Source organism: [Mycobacterium] stephanolepidis, assembly GCF_002356335.1.
Taxonomy (GTDB): Bacteria; Actinomycetota; Actinomycetes; order Mycobacteriales; family Mycobacteriaceae; genus Mycobacterium; species Mycobacterium stephanolepidis.
Genome location: NZ_AP018165.1, coordinates 3,170,022 through 3,187,283, shown reverse-complemented (window position 1 = coordinate 3,187,283; position 17,262 = coordinate 3,170,022). Strand labels below are relative to the sequence as shown.

Here is a 17,262-nt window from a genome sequence, read left to right as displayed (position 1 = left end):
GTCGCTTCGCTCGCTTCCGCTGAAACCGGTAACAGACGCGAAACACATGCGCGCCCTCTCGGAAACATCCGCTGCGCACTCTGCATGGGCAGAGTTCAAGCTTCAAGATCCTCGAGAGGAATGCCGCTAGTGGATGGTTTCCCGACATTTGGTGTCCCGAACACCGGAGACACTGCGTGGATGCTGGCCAGTGCCGCGTTGGTGTTGTTGATGACACCGGGCCTGGCCTTCTTCTACGGCGGCATGGTCCGCGCGAAGAACGTGCTCAACATGATCATGATGAGCATCAGTGCGATGGGCCTGGTGACAGTGCTCTGGGTGCTGTATGGGTACTCGTTGGCGTTCGGTAACGATGTGTCGGGGTTGTTCGGTAACCCGGCGCAGTTCTTCGGTCTGAAGGGTCTTATCGGCGGTAATGCTGCTGAGGCCGTGATCGCCGATCCGGCTAATGGGATCGAGGCGGCCGAGGTTGTCAATATCCCGTTGGTGGGCACGATTCCCGCGACGGTGTTCGTGGCTTTTCAGTTGATGTTCGCCATCATCACCGTGGCGCTGATTTCCGGTGCGGTGGCCGATCGGTTGAAGTTCGGGTCGTGGCTGTTGTTCGCGGGTTTGTGGGTCACGATCGTGTATTTCCCGGTTGCGCATTGGGTTTTCGCGTTCGATGGTGCCGCTGCTGAGAAGGGTGGGTGGATTGCCAATCAGCTCAAGGCAATTGACTTTGCCGGTGGTACCGCGGTGCATATCAATGCCGGTACCGCGGGTCTGGTGTTGGCGCTGATCTTGGGTAAGCGCAAGGGGTGGCCCGGCACGCCGATGCGCCCGCATAACCTGCCGTTTGTGATGCTCGGTGCTGGTCTGTTGTGGTTCGGCTGGTATGGGTTCAACGCCGGGTCGGCAACGAGCTCTAATGGTTTGGCGGGATCGACGTTTGTGACCACCACGGTGGCCACCGCCGCGGCGATGCTGGGCTGGCTGCTCACCGAGCGTATTCGGGACGGGCATGCGACCTCGTTGGGTGCGGCCTCGGGAATTGTGGCGGGTTTGGTGGCCATCACACCGTCGTGCTCGTCGGTGAATGTGGCTGGCGCCCTTGCCATTGGCGTCATCGCCGGGATCTTGTGCGCGCTGGCGGTGGGGCTGAAGTACAAGTTAGGATTTGATGACTCGTTGGATGTTGTCGGTGTGCACCTGGTCGGTGGAATCGTCGGCACGTTGCTCATCGGGTTGTTCGCCGCGCCCGAGACCGGTGCGGCCGTGGCCGGTCTGTTCTACGGCGGCGGACTAGAACAGTTGTGGCGCCAAGCCCTTGGCGCCGGGGCGGTTCTGCTCTATTCGGCAATAGGCACCGCTATCGTTGCACTCATCGTGAAGTACACCATTGGCCTGCGCATCAGCGACGAGGGAGAAGCGGCCGGAGCCGACGAATCCCAACACGCTGAAGGCGCATACGACTTTGTCGCACTGGGAAGTGGTTCGATCATCGGCCGCCACAGCAGCGGCAGGGAGGAATGAGGGACATGAAGCTGGTCACCGCGATCGTCAAACCGTTCACGCTGGAAGATGTCAAGACTGGCCTGGAGCAGGCGGGCATCCTCGGCATGACGGTCAGCGAGGTGCAGGGCTACGGCCGGCAGAAGGGCCACACCGAGGTGTACCGCGGCGCTGAGTACTCGGTGGACTTCGTGCCGAAGGTTCGTGTCGAGGTAGTGGTAGACGACAGCGCTGTCGACAAGGTGGTGGAGGTCATCGTGACCGCCGCACGCACCGGCAAGATCGGCGACGGCAAAGTCTGGGTGAGCCCCGTTGACTCGGTGGTGCGGGTGCGCACCGGCGAGCGGGGCGCGGATGCCCTCTAACACTTAGGACGGTAATCACATGGGCGCCGCAACGGACCTCGTGGCCGCCAGGGCGCAGCTGCTCGGTGATAGCGGCCGGTTGAATGCCGGCGCGATCCGTGAGGCGATGACCGACCTCAACGAGCTTTGGCTGACAACCAAGGCCGCTGAGGTCGGCATCACCGACTCCAGTGGATTCGCCATCGTGGCACTCGGTGGGCTTGGTCGTCGCGAGATGCTGCCGCACTCGGACTTGGATTTGGTGCTGCTGCACGACGAGAACATCTCGACGGAGACCCTCAGTGACGTCGCGGACGGCCTGTGGTACCCGTTGTGGGACGCCAATATTCGGCTCGACCACAGTGTCCGCACGGTGGCCGACACCCTGCATGTCGCCGGACAGGAGATGTCGGCGGCATTGTCGCTGCTCGATGCCAGGCATATAGCCGGGGACGCGCAGTTGTCCAGCCTGATGATCGGGGGCGTACGCCAGCAATGGCGTTCGCAGATCCGGACACGACTCGATGAGCTGATCGAGTACACGCAGGCACGATGGCGGCGCAGCGGCGAGATCGCACATCGGGCCGAACCCGATCTGAAGTCCGGACGCGGCGGTCTGCGCGATGTTCAGCTACTTCGGGCGCTCGCCATCGCCCAGCTCACCGATAGTGGGCTGGCGAAGTCGTTCGACGGCGCCCATTCGGTCATCTTGGATGTGCGCACCGAATTGCATCGGGTCGCCGGACGGGAGCGCGATCAGCTGCTGGCCCAGTTCGCTGACGAGATCGGGGCGGCGCTGCGTATCGGCGATCGGTTCGACCTGGCCCGGATGCTGTCGGACGCGGCCCGCACCATCAGCTACTCGGTCGATGTAGGGCTGCGGACCGCCGTTAATTCGATTCCCCGACGCGGTATTTCGGTACTGCGGCGCACGGTCCGACGTCCGCTCGACGAGGGCGTGGTGGAGCACGCCGGCGAGGTGGTGCTAGCTCGCGATGCTCGTCCAGAACGCGACCCGTCGCTGATCCTGCGGGTGGCGGCGGCCTCGGCGACCACTGGACTGCCGATCTCCTCGTCCACGCTGAGTCGTCTTGCCGAATCGGCACCCGAGCTTCGTGCACCGTGGCCTCGGGAGGCGCTCAAGGATTTGTTGGTACTTCTGGAGGCGGGTCCGCATGCGGTCGCCACCATTGAGGCGCTGGATCGAACCGGGTTGTGGGGCAGGCTCTTCCCCGAATGGGGGCCGGTCCGCGACCTGCCGCCGCGCGACATCGTGCACATCTGGACGGTCGACAGGCATCTTGTCGAAACAGTTGCGCAGGCGAGCGCCTTCACCACCAGGGTGTCTCGCCCCGATCTGCTGGTTCTCGGTGCGCTGGTGCACGACATCGGCAAGGGGCGCGGCGGTGACCACAGCGTTGTCGGTGCGGATTTGGCCGTGCAGATCGGTACCCGGCTGGGACTGTGGCCGTCCGATGTGGACTTGCTGTCCAGGATCGTGCGTTATCACCTGCTGCTGCCCAACACCGCCACCCGGCGCGATCTCGGCGACCCGGAAACCATTGACACCGTGGTCAATACGCTCGGGGGCGATCTGCTGCTCCTGGAGCTGTTGCAGCAACTCGCGGAGGCAGACTCGCTGGCCACCGGTCCTGGGGTGTGGGGCGACTGGAAGGCGTCGCTGATCGGGGAGCTGGTGCGCAAATGCCGGATGGTGATGCGTGGTGAACCGCTGCCCGAACCTGATCCCATTGATCCGGAACTGCTTTCGCTGGCGGCAGATGGTGGGGTTCAGGTGCGTCTGGTGCCCGCGGGATCACCCCACATGTACACCGTGAGCATGATTGCGCCCGATCAACGTGGGCTGCTCTCCAAGGCCGCCGGGGTGCTGTCGCTGAATTCGTTGCGGGTGTTCTCGGCCTCGGTGGCCAGCCACGCCGGTTCAGCCATCAACACCTTCGAGGTGTCGCCGCGGTTCGGTTCACCTCCGGCCGCGGGGCTGCTGCGCCAGCAGCTGATCTCCGCTATCGACGGCGATACCGACATCATCGCGACGCTCGATGAGCGCGAACGCGAGTCAGCGCAGTTCTCCACCGGCCTTGTCGGGGATGCGACACCTGCGGTTCCCACCAATTACGCACCTGCGCCGCCGCGCATCCGCTGGTTCGAGCCCGCGGGGAATTTCGACCAGCAGATCGTGGAGATCCGCACCTCCGATGCGCCCGGGCTGCTGGCGCGCATCACCGCGACCCTGGAGCGACACGGCGTGGACATCGCATGGGCCAGGGTCAACACCCTCGGTTCCTCGGTGGTCGACACCTTCTGTCTCAGCACCGGTCCCGAGCAGGCAGTGTTGGAGGCGGCCATCGCCTCGGTGTTGCCTGTGGCCGCACCCGAGCCGAAGAAGGCCGCCAGCTAGCTCAGACAAGCGATCTGGCAGTGGTTGGCAGCGCTGCGGGTAGAGGTGGCAGCAGGTCACGGGCGATTGTCTGGGCATGGCATTTCTAGAGGATCGAATGAGCGGCGGGCACCCGTCGAACGCGCACCCACACGTGGAGCTGGTGAAGGACGCCTTCGCCACGATGGCGACTCTGGATCTCGACGGCTATCTGAAGTTCTTCTCAGATGACGTCGAGCACGTGCTCGCACCCGTTCCGAAGATCAAGGGCAAGGAGAGTCTCAGGTCTGCCTTGGCGCGGGGCTTTCGGGCATGCGTTTCCGGACTCACCGTGTCACCACTGAGTGTCGTGCAGCAGGGCGACGCCGTGATCAGTGACCGCATCGACATCGCCAAGCTAGGCCCCTTGTGGGTGCGGTTCCGGATCAAAGCCACCATGAAGTTTGTCGACGACAAGGTCGTCTTCTGGCGCGACAGCATCGACTATCTCAGCCTCATAGGGTGGAGTTTGCGTGGCGTTGTCGGCATCATCATTCCGCCACTGCGCCCGCAACCACCGGCCGCCGGGTAGGTATGGGGGTAGGCGGGCGAGGTCGGCGTATTCGGATTGTCCGCCACGACGGAGGCCCAAAAGGGGCCGCCAGCTAGGCTGGTCGACGTGTTTGAATCGCTGTCTGACCGGTTGACCGATGCCCTTGCTGGCCTACGGGGCAAGGGACGTCTGTCCGACGCCGATATCGACGCGACCTGCCGGACCATCCGGCTGGCGCTGCTGGAAGCCGATGTCGCGCTGCCCGTGGTGCGTACCTTCATCGGGCGCATCAAGGAACGCGCCAAGGGCGCCGAGGTGTCCGGCGCGCTGAACCCGGCGCAGCAGGTCGTCAAGATCGTCAACGAGGAGCTCATCGGCATCCTCGGCGGGGAAACCCGTCAGCTGGCGTTCGCCAAGACTCCGCCGACCGTGGTCATGCTCGCCGGTCTGCAAGGTGCCGGTAAGACGACCCTTGCCGGCAAGCTCGCGAAATGGCTTAAGGGGCAAGGGCATACCCCGCTTCTGGTGGCCTGCGACCTGCAGCGCCCGGGCGCGGTGAACCAGTTGCAGGTGGTCGCTGAGCGCGCCGGGGTTTCCGTTTACGCGCCGCATCCGGGTGCTGCGCCCGGCGGGCTGGAGGTCGGCTCGCTGGTCGGCGATCCGGTCGCTGTGGCCCGCGACGGCCTGGCCCACGCCAAGGCTCAGCACTTCGACGTGGTGCTCGTCGACACCGCCGGCCGTCTCGGTATCGACGCCGAATTGATGGACCAGGCCGCGCGGATCCGCGACGCCGTCGATCCCGACGAGGTGCTTTTCGTCCTCGACGCCATGATCGGTCAGGACGCGGTGAGCACCGCCGAGGCCTTCCGTGCGGGTGTCGGATTCACCGGTGTCGTCTTGACCAAGCTCGACGGCGACGCCCGTGGTGGTGCCGCGCTTTCGGTACGCGAGATCACCGGCACCCCGATCCTGTTCGCGTCGACCGGCGAAAAGCTTGAGGACTTCGACGTCTTCCACCCCGACCGGATGGCGAGCCGCATCCTGGGCATGGGCGACCTGCTGTCCCTCATCGAGCAGGCCGAGCAGCATTTCGATGCCGAGCAGTCCCTGGCCGCCGCCGAAAAGATCACCTCCGGAGAACTCACGCTCGAGGATTTCCTGGAGCAGATGCTCGCGATCCGCAAGATGGGCCCCATCGGCAACCTGTTGGGCATGCTGCCCGGCGCCGGGCAGATGAAGGATGCGTTGGCCGCCGTCGATGACAAGCAGCTCGACAGGGTGCAGGCCATCATTCGCGGAATGACGCCCGCCGAACGAACCGACCCGAAGATCATCAACGCCTCGCGGCGACTGCGGATCGCCAACGGTTCCGGGGTCGCGGTCTCGGAGGTCAATCAGCTGGTGGACCGCTTCTTCGAGGCGCGCAAGATGATGTCGTCGATGGCGGGCCGTATGGGTATGGGCGCCATCAACCGCAAGAGCAACCGCAAGGGCGGTAAGAACACCAAGAAGGGCAAGAAGGGTTCACGGGGGCCCACACAGCCGAAGATCCGGGGCGGATTCCCCGGTATGCCCCCGGGCATGCCGGCAGGGTTCCCAGACCTCTCCGGGATGCCCGAGGGCCTCGGCGAGCTGCCTCCCGGTCTGGCCGATATCGACATCTCGAAGCTGAAGTTCCCCAAGAACTGAGCCGATGCTCGCGCACCTGCGGGGACGAACTCTTCCCTCGGAAGAGCCCATCGATCTGTGGGTGCACGACGGTGTCATAAGCCTGGAACCGATCGCGGGTGTCGACACCGTCTTCGACGGCGGGTGGCTGTTACCCGGGCTTGTCGATGCGCATTGCCATGTCGGCGTCGGCCCGCACGGTCCGACCTCGCTGGAGGAGGCGGTCGCACAGGCCGAGGCCGAGCGTGACGTGGGCGCACTGCTCTTGCGCGACGCCGGATCCCCGGTGGATACCCGCGGCTTCGATGAGCGAGAAGACCTGCCACGGATCATCCGAGCGGGTAGGCATCTGGCCAAACCCAAGCGCTACATCCCCGGGTTGCCCATCGATATCGAGGATGAGTCGCAACTTCCGGAAGCCATTGCTCTCCAAGCACGTTGGGGCGACGGCTGGGTGAAACTGGTGGGGGACTGGATCGATCGCTCCGTCGGTGATCTGGCGCCACTGTGGTCCGATGAGATTCTCGAACAGGCCATTGAGGCCGCGCATGCCCATGGCGCGCGTGTCACCGCGCACGTGTTCGGTGAGGACGCGCTGCCCGGCTTGATCCGCGCCGGGATCGACTGCATCGAACACGGCACCGGCCTCACCGATGACACCATCGCCCTGATGGTCGAGCACGGTACCGCGCTGGTTCCGACCGTCATCAATATCGAGAACTTCCCGGGAATCGCCGACTCCGCGGCCAAGTACCCCGTCTACGCCCAACACATGCGTGACCTGTACGCGGGTCTGCACACGACCTTCGGGAACGCGTATGACGCCGGAATCCCGATGTACGCGGGCACCGATGCCGGCGGCGGGATCGCACACGGGCGCATCTCCGATGAGGTCGCCGCGCTTACGCGCATAGGCATGAACCCCACCGATGCGCTGGGCGCGGCGTCGTGGCGGGCTCGCGAATGGCTGGGGCGGCCGGGGTTGGAGCATGGCGCACCCGCCGACCTCGTCGGATATCGCGAAGACCCGCGCACCGGCCCTCAGGTGCTCTCGCGGCCGGACCTCATCGTGCTGCGTGGGCAGATTCGCTAGAGTTCGGCCATGCGAGCCGTGGGGGTTTTGGTGACCGTGTTGGTGCTATCGGTTGCGATTCCGCCGACTGCTCATGCCGACACCCTCTGCGGAGACTTCAACACGATGGACGACGCCGGAAAGTTGGCGGCGGTTCAGGAGGCGGCCGCGGGTGGCAATGCGGTGGCCCAGATTTCGCCGAAGGATGCCGTCGCACTGGCCGTTGCCATGTGCCGGGTGCGCGTGGGCGAAACAGTGATTCAGGTGCTCAATTCCAAGGCTTAAAGCGAACCGACGGTGACTTGACCGTCGTTGGCAAAACCCCAGTCGAACAGGCTCGCGGCCTGGTCCCAATAGGTCGGGCCACCCTCGTGCACCAGGCCGTACATCATCACCACGACCAGGCGCTTGCCCTCGCGCTCGGCCGCCACGACGTAGGTCTTGCGTGCGATATCCGTGAAGCCCGTCTTTCCGCCGATCACTCCCGGATAGCGGTACATCAGCTCGTTCTGGTTATGCAGCACGCGGCCGGGGAAGCCGGCGGCCGGCTGGCGGGTGATTTCCGCGAACACCGGATTGGCCAGTGCCGCACGGAAAATCACAGCCAGATCATGTGGAGTGGTGCGCATGTCCATGCCCGGCGCGTCCAGTCCGGAGGGTGAGGCGGTGTGCGTGCCGGTCGCCCCGAGCGCCGCAGCCTTCGCATTCATCTTCTCGACCGCCGCCTCGCGGCCGCCCAGCATGTGGGCGAGGGTGTTGGCGGCGTCGTTACCGGATTCCAGCAGCGCGCCTTCGAGTAGGTCATGGGTTGTGTAGACCTGTCCCGCCTTGATGCCCACACAGTTGCATTCGGCGTGGGAGTCGGCGGCATCGGCCACCACGGTGGCATCTAGGGGCAACTCGTCGAGTGCCACCAGGGCCAGGAGGACCTTGATGGTGCTCGCGGGTGCATGTGTCGCGTACGGATCTCGGGCGGCGAGGATCTGGCCGGAGTCCAGATCTGCGACCAACCACGCCTGGGCCGGTCCCTCGGGCGGCGGCGCAGCCGTATCCGCATGGGCCAGGCCGGGAGCTGCGAGGGCGAGAAACAGGGCGCTGAGCACCGCTAATACGCGGTAGCCAAGGGATGGCGGCAAGGAAGACATCGGCTCCGACATTAGCGCGGTGGGTATCGGGAACATAACCGGACTGCGGTCCGTTTATGCTGTCGTGACGAACGAAGTGCAGTTGGGTTTGGACACCTTCGCCGACGTCCCCGCAGGGATGACTAATCCGGAAGCGATCCGCGCCGTGGTGGAGGAAGGGGTGCGCGCCGACGAGGTTGGCGTCGACATCTTTGCCATCGGGGAACATCACCGCATTGAGTTCGTGGGGGAGTCCCCGGAGACGATGCTGGCCGCGATCGCCGCCCGTACCGAGCGGATCACCCTCGCGACCGCCGTCACGGTACTCAGCACCGATGATCCGGTGCGGGTGTATCAGCGGTTCGCGACCCTCGACGGCATCTCGAACGGCCGTGCCGAGGTCGTGCTCGGTCGTGGATCGTTCACGGATTCCTTTCCGCTGTTCGGATACGACCTGGCGGAGTACGACGAACTCTTCGAGGAGAAGTTCGATCTCTTGGCCAAGCTGTTGCCGGGAGACCCGGTGACCTGGTCGGGGAAGCTGCGAGCCGGGTTGGAGAACGTCGATGTCTATCCCAAGACGGAGAACGGTTTGCGGGCGTGGGTGGGTGTGGGCGGATCGCCGGAATCGGTGGTCCGCAGCGTGCGGTACCGCATACCGATGATTCTGGCGATCATCGGTGGTGACCCCATGCGATTCGAGCCGTATGTCGATCTCTACCGGCGAGCTCAAGATCAGCTCGGTGTCACCGAGCCGATGCCTCAGGGCGTTCACAGTCCAGGGCACATCGCCGAATCTGACGAAGAAGCAATCGCACAGTATTGGCCGGGATTCCGGGAATTGCGCACCACGATCGGTCGTGAGCGTGGCTGGCCGGCGCCGCGGTACGAGGAGTATCTGGCCGAAGTGAAGTCGGGGTCGTTGTATGTCGGTTCGCCCGACACGGTGGCGGCCAAGATGGCCAAAACCATTCGCGGTCTCGGTGCCGACCGGTTCAGCCTGGTGTACCAGGCCGCACAGCCGGGTCTGGGTATGCAAAACGTCGAGCTGTACGGCCGCGAGGTCATTCCCCGGGTGCGGGAGCTGCTGGCGGGCGACGAAGCCGGCGCGGCCTAAGCGAAGTTATAGGTGGCCAACGCCTTGGCCACCACCTGACCGGTGCCGTCGGACACCGTGACCTCGATGTTCGACAGTCGCTTACCGCGGCGGACCACCTGGCCCACCGCGGTAAGGTCGGCGGCCTCTGCCGCGGAGACGTAATCGACCGTCAATGAAGCCGTTGAGCCGCCGAACTTTTCGGGCACCACGTCGTCGGCCCACGCCGCCGCCATGGCCGCGGTATCGGCGAGGGTCGCGATCGCGCCGCCGTGCACGGTGTGGCCCATGGTGGCCAGCTCGGGCCGGAAAGGCATGCTCAGCACGGCGCGATCGTTGCCAATCTCGGCCAAGGTGATTCCCAGGTGTTGACACAGCGGGGAGTTCGGGACGAATTGCGTGATGATTTCGGTCCGAGTCGGCATGCTCACAAGTTATGACATCCGCCTGGACCCTCGACGAAGTTTCCGACCGCCTGCAGATCCAGCAGCTCCTGGTCGATTACGCGACCGCCATCGACACCCGCCAGTTCGACGACCTGGACGAGGTGTTCACGAATGACGCGTACATCGACTACCGCGCGATGGGTGGCGTGGACGGCGAGTATCCGGACGTCAAGGCGTGGCTGGCGCAGGTGCTGCCGGCATTCCCGATGTATGCGCACATGCTGGGAAACGTCTCGATCAGTTTCGACGACGAAGAGCGCAGCTCGGCCACCGTGCGCAGCCTGTGTTTCAACCCGATGGTCCCCGGCGGCGACACCGAACAGGTACTTTTTCTGGGACTTTGGTACGACGACGCGGTAGTGCGGACACGGCACGGCTGGCGGCTGACACGGCGCGTCGAGACGAAGTGCTTCAACCGGCTGGTCTAGTCCGGTCGGGAGGATTTGGGCTGGTAGGCCCCGCTCTGGCACAATGACAAAGCGTCCGTTGTGCTGGCCATGGCCAGCTGCGGTCAGACCCACGCGAGGCAAAACCGGATCGTGCATGTCCGCACGTATCGCCGAATTGCCGCGTGATACCTCAAGGAGAAGTTGCAGTCATGGCTGTCAAGATCAAGCTCACGCGCCTCGGGAAGATCCGCAACCCGCAGTACCGCATCCAGATCGCCGATGCGCGCACGCGCCGCGAAGGCCGCGCCATCGAGGTGATCGGCCGGTACCACCCGAAGGAAGAGCCCAGCCTCATCGAGATCGACTCCGAGCGTGCGCAGTACTGGCTGTCCGTCGGCGCGCAGCCGACCGATCCGGTGCTGGCCCTGCTGAAGATCACCGGTGACTGGCAGAAGTTCAAGGGCCTGCCCGGCGCCGAGGGCACCCTGAAGGTCAAGGAGCCCAAGCCCAGCAAGCTGGAGCTGTTCAACGCCGCGCTGGCCGAGGCCGATGGCGCCCCCACGGGTGAGGCCATCCAGCAGAAAAAGAAGAAGGCCCCGAAGAAGGCCGAGCAGGATGAGGCCGCCGAGGCTCCGGCTGCGGAAGCCGCCGAGGCTCCTGCCGAATCTGCTGACGCCGCAAGCGAATAGGACCTCAGATGAGTTCTGTGGTGGTCGACGCCGTCGAGCATCTGGTGCGAGGAATCGTCGATAACCCCGACGATGTCCGCGTTGACCTGGTGACGAATCGTCGCGGCCGCACCGTAGAGGTTCACGTCCACCCCGACGATCTCGGAAAGGTGATCGGTCGGGGCGGGCGTACCGCCACCGCGCTGCGCACCCTGGTCGCGGGTGTGGGTGGCCGCGGCATCCGGGTCGACGTGGTGGACACCGACCGGTAGCTCCGATGGAGCTTGTGGTCGGGCGTATCGCCAAGGCGCACGGCGTCACTGGCGAGTTGTCGGTCGAAATTCGCACCGACGATCCAGATGAGCGTTTTTCCGTCGGTTCGGTGCTCACCGGGCGGCTACCCAGGGGAGGCGGCAACCGTGAGTTCACCGTCGAATCGGTACGCGAGCACACCGGAAGGCTGTTGATCAGGCTTGCCGGAGTGGCTGACCGTGACGCGGCAGAGGCGTTGCGCGGCACCCTTTTCACGGTTGAGGCCGGCGAGCTTCCTCCCCTTCAAGACCCCGACGAGTTCTACGACCATCAGCTCGAAGGGCTGACGGTGCGGACGCGGGAGGGTGTGATCGTCGGAGTCGTTTCCGAGGTGCTGCACACCCCAGGTGGTGAGCTGCTCTCGGTGAAACCGCAAAGTGGGGACCAGCGCGGCGAGATTCTGGTGCCGTTCGTCTCCGCGATCGTCACGTCGATCTCCTTGACAGGCAAGGTGATCGAGATAGATCCCCCCGAAGGTCTGTTGGATCTGTCGTGAGCATTCCGGCATGAAAATAGACGTCGTCACGATCTTCCCGGACTATCTGCAGCCGGTGCGGCAGTCTCTGCCGGGTAAGGCAATCGAGGCCGGGCTGGTCGATGTCGCGGTGCATGATCTACGGCGCTGGACGCACGACGTGCACAAGTCTGTCGATGATTCGCCCTACGGTGGTGGTCCCGGCATGGTGATGAAGCCGACGGTCTGGGGTGACGCCCTGGATGAGATCTGCACGCCGGAAACGCTTCTGGTGGTGCCAACGCCCGCCGGATACCCCTTCACGCAGGAGAGCGCCCGCCAATGGTCCACCGAAGACCATCTGGTGATCGCGTGCGGACGCTATGAGGGAATCGATCAGCGAGTCGCCGATGACGCTGCGACCCGGATGCGGGTGCGCGAGGTGTCGATCGGCGACTACGTGCTCAATGGCGGCGAGGTCGCCGCGCTGGTGATCATCGAGGCGGTATTGCGGCTGATTCCCGGGGTGCTGGGCAATGCGCTTTCCGCGCAAGAGGACTCACACTCTGATGGACTCTTGGAGGGGCCGTCCTACACCAGACCGCCGAGTTGGCGGGGGATCGATGTACCGCCGGTATTGCTTTCGGGTGATCACGCCAAGATTGCGGCGTGGCGGGCCGAACAGTCGCGTCAGCGGACGGCGCAGCGTCGCCCGGACCTACTCGGCTTCGATTCGTCCACCGGGGAACATGGTGGCGACGGCCTGAGTTAGCGTGTTGCGCGCCGTCACGTCGTTGGCGGTCTGCAGGGACGACACCACCACGATGAATCGACGGTCGGGACCGACCACACCGGTCGACAGATGCATCCACGCGGACCCGACACAGCACATCCAGCCCTGCTTCACCGCGACGGGCTCACCGGGGATACCGTCCGGGATTCCGAAACGCTGGGGATAGCCGTCGATGCCGTTGGGTGTCGAACGGGCCAAGTCGTCGACGATGATGTTCGCGCGCTCGGGTGGCAGGCCACCGGTGCCGGAGAGCAGCATGTCGTAGTACTGCACCAGGTCGTTGGCAGTGCTGATGGTGTTCCACCACATCCCGTCGGAAGGCACGGTGGTGGAGGGCAGCCCGTATCGCGCGGCGACGCGGGTGATGATCGAGTTGCCGCCCCCGCGCTGCCAGAAGATCTCGGCTGCGCTGTCATCGGAGGACTGCAGCATCCGGTCGAAGGACACGCGATCCGCGGGAGTCAGGGTGACGTCGCCGGTCGATTCGCGCATCAGCAGGTCGTCGGCGATGAACAGCTTGGCCACCGAGGCGATGGCAATGGTGCTGTTGTTGCCGTTGGAGACCACGGCGCCGGAGGCGCGGTCCTTGATGACCGCGGTGAGTACGGCGCCGGCACTCTTGGCCTGGGAGGTTGCTGTGATGGTGCGCTCGGGCAGGGTCTCGAAGGACGGGGGGCTTTCCACTTCGAAGACCGGCGCGGGCTCGGCGGGGGCACTGACAACTGCCAGCACCGGGGTAGCCGGATCGCTGCGCACCGATGCCACACATCCAGAGGTCAGCGCGGTCACTGCAGTGAGCGTCAAGCCCGCAAACAGGTGGTGGCCACGCATAACCTAGACCCCCTCTGCGGTCAGACTCTGAATTGTTACCTATGTGACAGGTGTTCCGGTCACGGTAGCTTACCGGTACTGTCTGGATACCCGCTGCCCAAGGGGTGCTCGGGTGGGCGATTTCACTGAAAGGGCCCCTGTCTGGCACAATCGGGTAGCTGTCTGCTGCCGCTTGGCCGCAAGTCAGACAGAACTACGCAACTACTGATCGGCGCAGGTGCATACCCCGTATGCGATCCGGCCGCGCGATTGAGTCGAGAGACCAAGAGGGAAGTACGCCGATGAACACGCTGGACTTTGTCGACCAGGCGTCGCTGCGCCAGGATGTGCCCGACTTCCGCCCCGGTGACACCGTCAACGTGCACGTCAAGGTGATCGAGGGCTCCAAGGAGCGTATCCAGGTCTTCAAGGGTGCCGTGCTGCGTCGCTCCGGTGGTGGCGTGAGCGCCACCTTCACGGTCCGCAAGGAAAGCTACGGCGTCGGCGTCGAGCGCACCTTCCCGGTGCACTCCCCGAACATCGACCACATCGAGATCGTCACCCGTGGTGCGGTCCGTCGCGCGAAGCTGTACTACCTGCGTGAGCTGCGCGGCAAGAAGGCCAAGATCAAGGAGAAGCGCTGACCGAGTCGGCGCTTTCGTGACAGCACCGGTGCCCGGGGAATCAGGGCCGCCTGAATCGTCCGCGCAGACTACTGCCGACGCTCCCGAAACCGAACCAGCCGCTGAAGCATCCGCAACATCGTCGAACGACGAAGACAGCGGCTCCGGCATGCTCAAAGAGGTCGGCGTTCTCCTGCTGATCGCTCTGGTCCTGTACTGCATCACGCAGAATTTCATCGCCCGGCCGTATCTCATTCCGTCGGAGTCGATGGAGCCGACCTTGCACGGCTGCCGTGGTTGCACCGGTGACCGGATCATGGTCGACAAGGTGGTGTTCCGGTTCACCGATCCGGAGCCCGGTGATGTTGTGGTGTTCAAAGGGCCGCCCGAGTGGAACGGCAATTACCGATCAATCCGGTCGGACAACACCGCCGTCCGATACCTGCAGAACGCTCTGTCCTTCATCGGCGTGGTACCGCCAGACGAGAACGACCTGGTGAAACGTGTCATCGCCACCGGCGGGCAGACCGTGCAATGCCGCTGGGACACCGGCCTGACAGTCGACGGCAAGAAGCTCAACGAGCCCTATCTGGATCCGGAAACCATCGGTCCCGGTAGCGACATCGACCCCACCAACGCCTGCTGGAGTTTTCAGTTCGGACCCGTCAAGGTGCCGGAAGGCAAGCTGTGGATGATGGGGGATAACCGGACGCACAGTGGCGACTCGCGCGCGCACTGCCAGAGCCTCGAACGTGACGCCGGGCCGGCGATGGACGAGCGTCAGCGCGTCTATTGCACCGGCGACCCGAACATCGGCACCGTGCCGGTGGGCAATGTCATCGGCAAAGCGCGTTTCATCGCATGGCCGCCCGGACGGTGGGGCGGCGTCGCATCGGTGAATCCTCAGACCTAGTTCACGCGGTATGAGTACCAGCTGGCCGCCACGGACGGTGATTCGCAGGGCATCCGGATTACGAACCCTCGAATTGACCCTGGACAGAGTGGGTTTGGGGCCGGTTGCCGGTGTGGACGAGGCCGGACGTGGAGCATGTGCGGGCCCGTTGGTGATCGCCGCGTGTGTGCTTGGCTCAAGCCAGCGGAAAAGCCTTGCCGCGCTCAATGACTCCAAGAAGCTCAGCGAGAAGATGCGCGAGACGCTGTTTCCCCTTATCTGTCGGTATGCCGAGGCGTATCACGTGGTGTCGGTGCCGGCCGAAGAAGTGGACCGCATCGGCGTGCACGTGGCCAACATCGAGGGAATGCGGCGCGCGGTGGCAGGTCTGGGAGTCAAGCCGGGATATGTGTTGACGGACGGATTCCGGGTGCCGGGGCTGCCGGTGCCCTCCCTGCCGGTCATCGGTGGCGACGCGTCGGCGGCATGTATCGCCGCGGCCAGTGTGCTGGCGAAGGTCAGCCGGGATCGAGTGATGGTGGCCATGGAGTCAGATCACCCGGGATACGGATTCGCGGTGCACAAGGGTTACAGCACAGCCGTCCATACCGAGGCGTTGCAGCGTCTGGGACCGTCAGTTCAGCATCGACAGTCGTTCGTGAACGTGCGCAATGCGACGCAGGGAAGTTCACAGGGGGGATAATGGAAAGTCTATGAGCGCTGAAGACCTCGAAAAGTATGAAACCGAGATGGAACTCTCGCTGTATCGCGAGTACAAGGACATCGTCGGGCAGTTCAGCTACGTGGTGGAGACCGAGCGACGGTTTTACCTGGCCAATAGCGTCGAGGTGATTCCACGGAACACCGACTCCGAGGTGTACTTCGAGCTGCGCCTTTCTGACGCGTGGGTGTGGGACCTGTTCCGGCCTGCGCGCTTCGTGAAACACGTGCGCGTGATCACCTTCAAGGACGTCAACATCGAAGAGGTCGACAAGCCAGAACTGCGCCTACCGGAGTAGATCTCCGATAGGCGCAGCTCTGTTCGGCCGTACGTGCTTTACGGGATGCTGACGCAACCCACGTTGTCGACGCATCCGCCGCCGCCACCCGGGCCGCCGTGGCCACCGCCGACGCCGGGGATATGGCCCCCGCCACCCTCGGGTCCGCCGCCTCCGGTCGGACCGCCCGGGATACTGCCGCTCCCGCCGCCGGGTCCGCCGCCTCCGGTGGGGCCGCCGGGGATGGCGCCGGATCCGCCTTCAGGACCACCGCCACCGGTCGCGCCGGGTGCCGGGGTGCCTTCCGGTGCACCGCTGGGCGCAGGAACGGTCGTCGTGGTGGTTGTGGTCGTCGTGCTGGTGCTCGTCGGGCCACTGTCGGTGCTCGTGCCGCACCCGGTCAGAGCCGCGCCGATAACGATGGCGAACCCGGCAAAAACCTTGGTGGGCTTGACTGTTGGCATTCTCATGTGATGCTCCCGGTTAGAGGTGTGGGGCTTCTTTGATCTTGCTGTTCTCGTTGCCCAACGTCTTGCAATAGGCCAAGGCGGAGTTTCGCGCTGCCGTGGACTGCAGACCACTGGGGTCTTGTTGGTTCTCGTCCTTGAGCATCTTGATGACGGCCTCATTCTGCGTGGCCTCGTCCTGGGTGAGGTATTCCTTGCAGGTGGTGTCGCCACCTTGATTGATCACGCTGGAACAGCCCGCCAGCGAGATGGCCGCGGCCATACCGGCGGCCACCGCGAGTTTCTTCGAAATGGACGGAATCACTAGGGCCCCTTCTATTGTGGACTGCTGGGATCTGTTGCTACTCATCGCCTACCGCTGACGAGGCGCACGAGGAACAAGAGAATGCAGGCGCCCGCCAGTGCAGTGACGAATGTCAGAATCCAGCCGAAGCCGTAGGTGCCGACATCGAGCAGGCTCAGCAAGAATCCGCCCAGCAGCCCGCCCACGATCCCCACCACGATGTTGAGCAGGAGCCCTTGCTGGGCGTCGGTGCCCATGATCTTGCTGGCCACCCATCCGGCGAGGCCGCCGATCACGATCCATGCGATCCAGCCGATGCCAAAGCCGAGGTGAGCTGCCGCAACATCGGCGGCCAGAGGTGAAATCATTTGTGGTTTCCTGGTTCTCGTTGGAGTGGAG

General features: G+C 64.4%; 23 protein-coding genes. 17 read left to right on the top strand and 6 right to left on the bottom strand.

Features of this window, described 5'->3' with window-relative positions:
* Window positions 1–120 precede the first annotated feature (120 nt).
* From MSTE_RS15875 to MSTE_RS15845, 7 genes are all read left to right on the top strand, one after another.
* Window positions 121–1,515 carry an ammonium transporter gene (locus MSTE_RS15875; RefSeq protein WP_096502616.1) on the top strand — a complete coding sequence of 465 codons (1,395 nt, stop codon included), beginning with the start codon at window positions 121–123 and terminating at the stop codon, window positions 1,513–1,515.
* A gap of 5 nt (window positions 1,516–1,520) precedes the next feature.
* Entirely contained in the window at window positions 1,521–1,859 is a 339-nt protein-coding gene (locus MSTE_RS15870) for a P-II family nitrogen regulator (protein WP_005056967.1), read from the top strand.
* A gap of 19 nt (window positions 1,860–1,878) precedes the next feature.
* Window positions 1,879–4,257, top strand: a complete 2,379-nt coding sequence (locus MSTE_RS15865; protein ID WP_096502614.1) for a [protein-PII] uridylyltransferase — start codon at window positions 1,879–1,881, stop codon at window positions 4,255–4,257.
* Between the two features lie 76 nt (window positions 4,258–4,333).
* Window positions 4,334–4,807, top strand: a complete 474-nt coding sequence (locus MSTE_RS15860; protein ID WP_096502612.1) for a limonene-1,2-epoxide hydrolase family protein — start codon at window positions 4,334–4,336, stop codon at window positions 4,805–4,807.
* 87 nt (window positions 4,808–4,894) lie between these two features.
* Window positions 4,895–6,457, top strand: a complete 1,563-nt coding sequence (gene ffh, locus MSTE_RS15855) for a signal recognition particle protein (RefSeq protein WP_096502610.1) — start codon at window positions 4,895–4,897, stop codon at window positions 6,455–6,457.
* A gap of 4 nt (window positions 6,458–6,461) precedes the next feature.
* Window positions 6,462–7,529: an amidohydrolase family protein gene (locus tag MSTE_RS15850; RefSeq protein WP_096502608.1), complete on the top strand. Its 1,068-nt coding sequence runs from the start codon at window positions 6,462–6,464 to the stop codon at window positions 7,527–7,529.
* A 9-nt stretch (window positions 7,530–7,538) separates the two neighbouring features.
* On the top strand, window positions 7,539–7,793 hold the full coding sequence (locus tag MSTE_RS15845; protein WP_096502606.1) for a hypothetical protein: 255 nt from the start codon (window positions 7,539–7,541) through the stop codon (window positions 7,791–7,793).
* Here MSTE_RS15845 and MSTE_RS15840 read toward each other — a convergent pair.
* Window positions 7,790–8,665, bottom strand: a complete 876-nt coding sequence (locus MSTE_RS15840) for a D-alanyl-D-alanine carboxypeptidase family protein (protein ID WP_096502604.1) — start codon at window positions 8,663–8,665, stop codon at window positions 7,790–7,792. The genes MSTE_RS15845 and MSTE_RS15840 overlap by 4 nt on opposite strands.
* A 64-nt stretch (window positions 8,666–8,729) precedes the next feature.
* On the opposite strand from MSTE_RS15840, the gene MSTE_RS15835 reads away from it, so the two are divergent.
* Window positions 8,730–9,749: an LLM class flavin-dependent oxidoreductase gene (locus tag MSTE_RS15835; protein ID WP_096505980.1), complete on the top strand. Its 1,020-nt coding sequence runs from the start codon at window positions 8,730–8,732 to the stop codon at window positions 9,747–9,749.
* On the opposite strand, the gene MSTE_RS15830 is transcribed toward MSTE_RS15835, so the two are convergent.
* A complete protein-coding gene (locus MSTE_RS15830; protein WP_096502602.1) occupies window positions 9,746–10,153 on the bottom strand; it encodes a PaaI family thioesterase in 408 nt (135 codons plus the stop codon). The two genes, MSTE_RS15835 and MSTE_RS15830, sit on opposite strands and share 4 nt — an antisense overlap.
* An 11-nt stretch (window positions 10,154–10,164) precedes the next feature.
* Between MSTE_RS15830 and MSTE_RS15825 the strand changes: the two genes are divergently transcribed.
* The 5 genes from MSTE_RS15825 (at window position 10,165) to trmD (ending at window position 12,769) form a co-directional block, all read left to right on the top strand.
* The gene (locus MSTE_RS15825) at window positions 10,165–10,602 is read left to right on the top strand and encodes a nuclear transport factor 2 family protein (RefSeq protein WP_096502600.1); all 438 of its coding nucleotides are present in this window, start codon (window positions 10,165–10,167) and stop codon (window positions 10,600–10,602) included.
* Between the two features lie 170 nt (window positions 10,603–10,772).
* Window positions 10,773–11,252 carry a 30S ribosomal protein S16 gene (gene rpsP / locus MSTE_RS15820; RefSeq protein WP_030094038.1) on the top strand — a complete coding sequence of 160 codons (480 nt, stop codon included), beginning with the start codon at window positions 10,773–10,775 and terminating at the stop codon, window positions 11,250–11,252.
* Between the two features lie 8 nt (window positions 11,253–11,260).
* A complete protein-coding gene (locus MSTE_RS15815; protein ID WP_005081564.1) occupies window positions 11,261–11,503 on the top strand; it encodes an RNA-binding protein in 243 nt (80 codons plus the stop codon).
* 5 nt (window positions 11,504–11,508) lie between these two features.
* Complete coding sequence (rimM, locus tag MSTE_RS15810; RefSeq protein ID WP_096502598.1) at window positions 11,509–12,039, top strand: ribosome maturation factor RimM; 531 nt, start codon at window positions 11,509–11,511, stop codon at window positions 12,037–12,039.
* A gap of 10 nt (window positions 12,040–12,049) precedes the next feature.
* Window positions 12,050–12,769, top strand: a complete 720-nt coding sequence (gene trmD, locus MSTE_RS15805) for a tRNA (guanosine(37)-N1)-methyltransferase TrmD (protein ID WP_096502596.1) — start codon at window positions 12,050–12,052, stop codon at window positions 12,767–12,769.
* Here trmD and MSTE_RS15800 read toward each other — a convergent pair.
* A complete protein-coding gene (locus MSTE_RS15800; RefSeq protein ID WP_096502594.1) occupies window positions 12,716–13,621 on the bottom strand; it encodes a serine hydrolase in 906 nt (301 codons plus the stop codon). The genes trmD and MSTE_RS15800 overlap by 54 nt on opposite strands.
* A 281-nt stretch (window positions 13,622–13,902) precedes the next feature.
* Here MSTE_RS15800 and rplS point away from each other — a divergent pair, with 281 nt between their 5' ends.
* From rplS to MSTE_RS15780, 4 genes are read left to right on the top strand one after another with little or no spacing between them, the layout of a single operon-like run.
* Complete coding sequence (rplS, locus tag MSTE_RS15795) at window positions 13,903–14,244, top strand: 50S ribosomal protein L19 (protein ID WP_030094034.1); 342 nt, start codon at window positions 13,903–13,905, stop codon at window positions 14,242–14,244.
* Between the two features lie 16 nt (window positions 14,245–14,260).
* Window positions 14,261–15,136 (top strand): signal peptidase I, encoded by an 876-nt coding sequence (gene lepB / locus MSTE_RS15790; RefSeq protein ID WP_231896901.1) that lies wholly within the window; start codon window positions 14,261–14,263, stop codon window positions 15,134–15,136.
* A 10-nt stretch (window positions 15,137–15,146) separates the two neighbouring features.
* On the top strand, window positions 15,147–15,818 hold the full coding sequence (locus MSTE_RS15785) for a ribonuclease HII (protein WP_096502590.1): 672 nt from the start codon (window positions 15,147–15,149) through the stop codon (window positions 15,816–15,818).
* A 10-nt stretch (window positions 15,819–15,828) separates the two neighbouring features.
* On the top strand, window positions 15,829–16,134 hold the full coding sequence (locus MSTE_RS15780; protein ID WP_005056986.1) for a DUF2469 domain-containing protein: 306 nt from the start codon (window positions 15,829–15,831) through the stop codon (window positions 16,132–16,134).
* Between the two features lie 38 nt (window positions 16,135–16,172).
* Here MSTE_RS15780 and MSTE_RS15775 read toward each other — a convergent pair whose 3' ends face one another.
* From MSTE_RS15775 to MSTE_RS15765, 3 genes are read right to left on the bottom strand one after another with little or no spacing between them, the layout of a single operon-like run.
* On the bottom strand, window positions 16,173–16,583 hold the full coding sequence (locus MSTE_RS15775) for a hypothetical protein (protein WP_096502588.1): 411 nt from the start codon (window positions 16,581–16,583) through the stop codon (window positions 16,173–16,175).
* A gap of 13 nt (window positions 16,584–16,596) precedes the next feature.
* Window positions 16,597–16,884: a hypothetical protein gene (locus tag MSTE_RS15770; RefSeq protein ID WP_030094030.1), complete on the bottom strand. Its 288-nt coding sequence runs from the start codon at window positions 16,882–16,884 to the stop codon at window positions 16,597–16,599.
* 41 nt (window positions 16,885–16,925) lie between these two features.
* Window positions 16,926–17,231 carry a GlsB/YeaQ/YmgE family stress response membrane protein gene (locus MSTE_RS15765; protein WP_096502586.1) on the bottom strand — a complete coding sequence of 102 codons (306 nt, stop codon included), beginning with the start codon at window positions 17,229–17,231 and terminating at the stop codon, window positions 16,926–16,928.
* Window positions 17,232–17,262 lie beyond the last annotated feature (31 nt).